Genomic DNA, 5,028 nt, shown 5'->3' on the forward strand with positions numbered 1-5,028 from the left:
ATTTACATCTCACCTTAAACAAATATTTATGAAAGAAGCTTTACTACTTCGTGTGTTGCCTTTTGGGCAGCATGCACACCCTCCCTCTTCAAAAACAGCAAAGTTTATAGCCGTTTAACCTAAGCGTTAGCTGCTTTATCTGTACCCGAGCATCTGTTGAAAGTAGCTCGGGCTGAATTTTATTGCCTATTTCTTAATAGTTACTTTGCCTTGGCAGGTTTATGCAGCCTTCGGGCAAGGAATAGGTGTTTCTTGCTTCACCCTTATGGGTAGCTGAAAATATTATGCTTCTCCACTAAGCCACTTGGCTTCAAATTTCAACCTATTTTAACCTTTAATACTCACTTTAAACCAACAGTACAATGAAGAAAATTCTGTTCTTATGTCTCTTACTTGTGACTGCCTTGATGCATCAGGCTTTGGCACAGGTGAGGGCAATCACGGGTAGGGTGGTAGATGCTGCTTCTAACCAGCCACTACCAGGAGTTACAGTACTTGTCAAAGGTACAACAGTAGGTACTGCGACGGGTGCTGATGGTGCTTACTCTATCAATGTGCCTGAAGGCAGTAATACCTTGGTATTCCGCTTTATTGGATACCGTAACGTGGAGAAAGCAATCGGTAATTCTACCACTGTAGACGTAAGCCTTCCGATCAACTCTGAACAACTTGACGAAGTGGTAGTAACCGCTTTGGGTATCGAAAGAAATAGAAATGAATTAGCTTACTCTGCGCAGGAAGTTAGTGCTGAGCAAATTACACGCACAAGAAGTGCTGACTTTGTGAACAGCCTTTCTGGTAAAGTTGCTGGTTTGGACATAAGAACCAACAATACCATGGGCGGTTCTACAAACGTAATTATGCGTGGTTACTCTTCTATTACTGGAAATAACCAGGCATTATTTGTTATTGATGGTGTGCCGGTGAGCAATGCAAACAACAATACAGGCGCTCAGGGAAGTGGTGGCGTAGGTACTGACTTTGGTAACGCTGCAGCAGACTTAAACCCAGACAACATCGAGTCAGTGAACGTGCTGAAAGGTGCCGCTGCAACTGCACTTTACGGATCACGTGCCTCCAATGGTGTTATCATGATCACTACTAAGAAAGGCAAAAAGAACAGCCTGAATATCACTGTTAACAGTGGTGTTACCTGGAGCAGTATCGATAAGAGCACTTTTGTTAGATACCAGAAAGAATATGGAGCAGGTTACTTTGATGGATTCCGTACTCCTGCTGATCTTGGCGATGGGGTGGCGCCGGTAGTACGCTTCCAGGATGATGCTTCTTACGGGCCTGCTTTTAACCCTGGCTTAATGGTATATCAGTGGGATGCTATTGATCCATTCTCGCCTAACTATGGTAGAACGACACCTTGGGTAGCCGCTGAAAATGATCCTAGCTCTTATTATGAAACAGGGGTTAACTCTAACCAGAGCATAGTAGTGAGTGGTGGTGGTGATAAAACTACTTTTAATGTTGGGTATACGCGCAACGATATCAAAGGTAACCTGCCAAACAGTACCATTGATAAAGACTTATTGAACTTCAATGCTTCTTATGAAGCTACTGATAAATTAACTGTAAGTGCTTCTGCTAACTATTCACGTACTGTGGGTACTGGTAGATATGGTACTGGCTATAATGGTCGTAACCCTAACCAGCAGTTCAGACAGTGGTGGCAAACCAACGTTGACCTTAAGCAGCAAGAAGAAGCTTATAAGAGAAATCAGCAAAACGTTACCTGGAACTGGAACAGCAGCAATACTGGCCCAATCTACTCTGATAACCCTTATTGGTCTCGTTATCAGAACTATTCCAATGATAGTAGAGATAACGTGTATGGCTACGCAACTGCTACTTATAAGTTTACAGACTGGTTTAGCTTAATGGGTAGAGCTGCTTTTAACAGCACCACTGATATGCAGGAAGAGCGTATTGCTGTAGGTAGTGCAGAAGTAGCAGAGTATACTCGATTTAACAGAGATTTCAACGAATCTAACTTCGACCTTCTTTTAAACTTCAACAAAGATATCTCTGAAGATATCAGCTTCACAGGTTTATTAGGATCTAACCTTCGTAGAGACCGTGTTAGCTCAATTAGAGCGAGCACGAATGGTGGTCTTGTAGTGCCTGGGTTATACTCTATTTCTAACTCAGCAAGCCCAATTGAACCACCTATAGAAGGGTATCAGCGCAGAGGTGTGGATGGTATTTTTGCTAACGCAAATTTCGGGTTTAAAGAAATGCTGTTTGTTGAGCTTTCAGCACGTCAGGATAAGTCTACCACATTACCTGATGGTGACAACTCCTATTTCTATCCTGCTGCTGCTGCTAACTTTGTGTTCTCTAATGCTCTTAACCAGTCTTGGTTATCACATGGTAAGGTTAGAGTTAACTATGCAGAAGTAGGTAACGATGCGCCGGCACTAAGCTTGTATGATGTGTATGACAAGCCAACTAGTTTTGGATCCGTTCCGATTTTCTCTCTGCCAAGCAGAAAGAACAATGATCAGCTAAAGCCAGAGCGTCAGAAAAGCTTTGAGGCAGGTGTAGAAGCTGATTTCTTCAATAGCCTATTCGGTTTCGATTTTACCTGGTATAAATCTAACACTGTAGATCAGATTTTGCCTGTAACCACTTCTGCTGCAAGTGGATATACTAGCAGGTTTGTTAACGCTGGTGAAGTGCAGAACAAAGGTATAGAGGTTTCGGCTTTCGTAACACCTATCCAAACAGGTGATTTTACCTGGACGATGAACCTTAACTTCTCGCGTAACAGAAGTGAAGTACTTAGCTTGTACGAAGACGTAGAAAACGTTCTTATCGCGTCTTTCCAGGGTGGTGTTTCAATAAACGCTACAGTAGGCCAGCCTTATGGTGTGATCAGAGGTAATGACTTTGTTTATACAAACGGCGAAAGAACTGTAAACTCTGATGGTTACTACATGGTATCTGACCGAGCAGATCTTGTAATCGGTGATACAAACCCTGATTGGATGGGTGGTATCAACAACTCCCTGTCTTATAAAGGAGTTTCACTTGGCTTCCTGATCGACATCCGTAAAGGTGGTGATGTATTCTCTCTGGATCAATGGTATGGCGAAGCGACTGGTTTATACGAACATACTGCAGGCTTGAACGATAGAGGTGTACCTTCTCGCTTACCTGTTGCTGATGGTGGTGGTATATTACTGCCAGGTGTTAAAGAAAATGGAACGCCAAACGATATCTACGCAGAAAACCAAGATGGCGATGGTTTGACTCCTTTTGGTTATGCTGCTAATAATTATGTGGGTGCTCCACGAGCCTGGTATGTATATGACGGAAGCTTTGTTAAATTAAGAGAAGTTGCCCTTACTTATGCATTGCCAGAATCTATTATAGGGAATCTTGGTGCCATAAAAGGTGTTGACTTACAACTGATAGGCCGTAACTTATGGATCATCCATAAGAACATGGAGTATTCTGATCCGGAAGAAGGATTAAGTTCAGGAAACGCTGGTAGAGGATATCAGAGTGGTGCGTATCCAGCTATGAGAACTTACGGATTTAACGTTAGATTAAATTTTTAAAAATCAGAAGATGAAGAAAATATTTTTATGCTTATTGTCGCTGGTGCTGATGGCATCATGCGTAGATGATCTGGATGATTTTAATGTCGACCAGAAACGAGCAACAAATGTACCGGCTGCTACGCTGTTTACTGGAGCCGTAAAAAATCTGTCGGATGTATTGACTACACCAAACGTTAATATAAACAACTACAGGTTCTATGTGCAGTATTGGACATCAACTCAGTATCTGGATGAACCAAGGTATAACATGACTTCACGTCTGATCCCGCAAAACATGTGGCAGACACTATATCGTGATGTGCTTTTAGATTTGAAAGACTCTAAGCGATTAGTAATGCAAAATGAAGTTCTAGGTCCTAAAGTCAAAAATAACCAGCTGGCTCAAATAGAGATGATGGAAGTGTACGCCTGGTCTGTACTGGTGAATACATTTGGAGATGTGCCTTATACAGAAGCACTAGACCCTTCAAACTCTCTTCCGGCATATGATGATGCACAGGCTGTTTATAATGACATCCTTACTCGTTTAAATGCTGCTTTGGCTATGGTGGATCCATCTGCTGAGGGTTTTGAAGAAGGAGACTTGTTTTATGAGGGAGATATGAGCAAATGGGTTAAGTTTGGTAACTCGCTTAAATTAAAACTAGGGATGGTGATCGCTGATTCTGATCCAGGTCAGGCGAAAACACTAGTAGAGGCTGCAGCGCCTAATGTGTTTACAAGCAACGCTGATAATGCTGCTTTTCGTTACTTGAGTTCGCCTCCAAATAATAATCCTATTTCATCTAACGTTAAAGGCCCTTTGACTTCCAGAGAAGATTATGTAGCTGCTAGCACCTTAGTTGATGTAATGAATACATTAGATGACCCAAGAAGACAGTATTACTTTACTCAAGTTGATGGTCAGTATGCAGGTGGTCGTTATGGATTTCCAAATAGCTATGCATCTTTCTCAACAGTAAGTGCGAAAATTGCAGATCCTACTTTTGAAGCACTTCTGCTAGACTACTCTGAGGTTGAATTCTTATTGGCAGAGGCTGTTGAAAGAGGTTTTAATGTTAGTGGTTCTGCTGAAGAGCATTATAACAAAGGCGTAACGGCTTCTATTCAATATTGGGGAGGTACAGCGGAGCAAGCAGCAGCTTATTTAGCACAACCTCAGGTTGCCTATAGCACGGCTCCAGGAGACTGGAGACAGAAAATTGGCAGACAAGAATGGATAGCTCTTTACAACCGTGGCTACGATGCTTGGCTAACATGGAGAAGATTAGATGCTCCAAACCTGATGCCTCCAGCTGTAGAAGGGGCAAGTGCTTTAACTATCCCAACTCGCATGATATATCCTATCAATGAGCAGACACTGAATGGAGAGAATCGTGCTGCAGCAGGTCAGGCTATTGGTGGTGATATGAGTAGTACAAAACTTTTCTGGGATGTAAACTAATTATTT

Annotated in this window: 2 protein-coding genes; both read left to right on the forward strand. The window is 42.3% G+C overall.

Going from position 1 to position 5,028, the window contains the following annotated elements; genetic code table 11:
* The first annotated feature begins 362 nt into the window (after window positions 1–362).
* Window positions 363–3,575 carry a SusC/RagA family TonB-linked outer membrane protein gene (locus tag ACFQ2O_RS19985; protein WP_377532226.1) on the forward strand — a complete coding sequence of 1,071 codons (3,213 nt, stop codon included), beginning with the start codon at window positions 363–365 and terminating at the stop codon, window positions 3,573–3,575.
* A gap of 10 nt (window positions 3,576–3,585) precedes the next feature.
* Entirely contained in the window at window positions 3,586–5,022 is a 1,437-nt protein-coding gene (locus ACFQ2O_RS19990; RefSeq protein WP_377532229.1) for a SusD/RagB family nutrient-binding outer membrane lipoprotein, read from the forward strand.
* Window positions 5,023–5,028 lie beyond the last annotated feature (6 nt).

The sequence above is a fragment of the Pontibacter rugosus genome, assembly GCF_042678745.1.
GTDB lineage: Bacteria > Bacteroidota > Bacteroidia > Cytophagales > Hymenobacteraceae > Pontibacter > Pontibacter rugosus.

Coding starts and splice junctions, on each gene's coding strand:
- ACFQ2O_RS19990 (WP_377532229.1), top strand. CDS start 3,586: ATGAAGAAAATATTTTTATGCTTATTGTCGCTGGTGCTGATGGCATCA.
- ACFQ2O_RS19985 (WP_377532226.1), top strand. CDS start 363: ATGAAGAAAATTCTGTTCTTATGTCTCTTACTTGTGACTGCCTTGATG.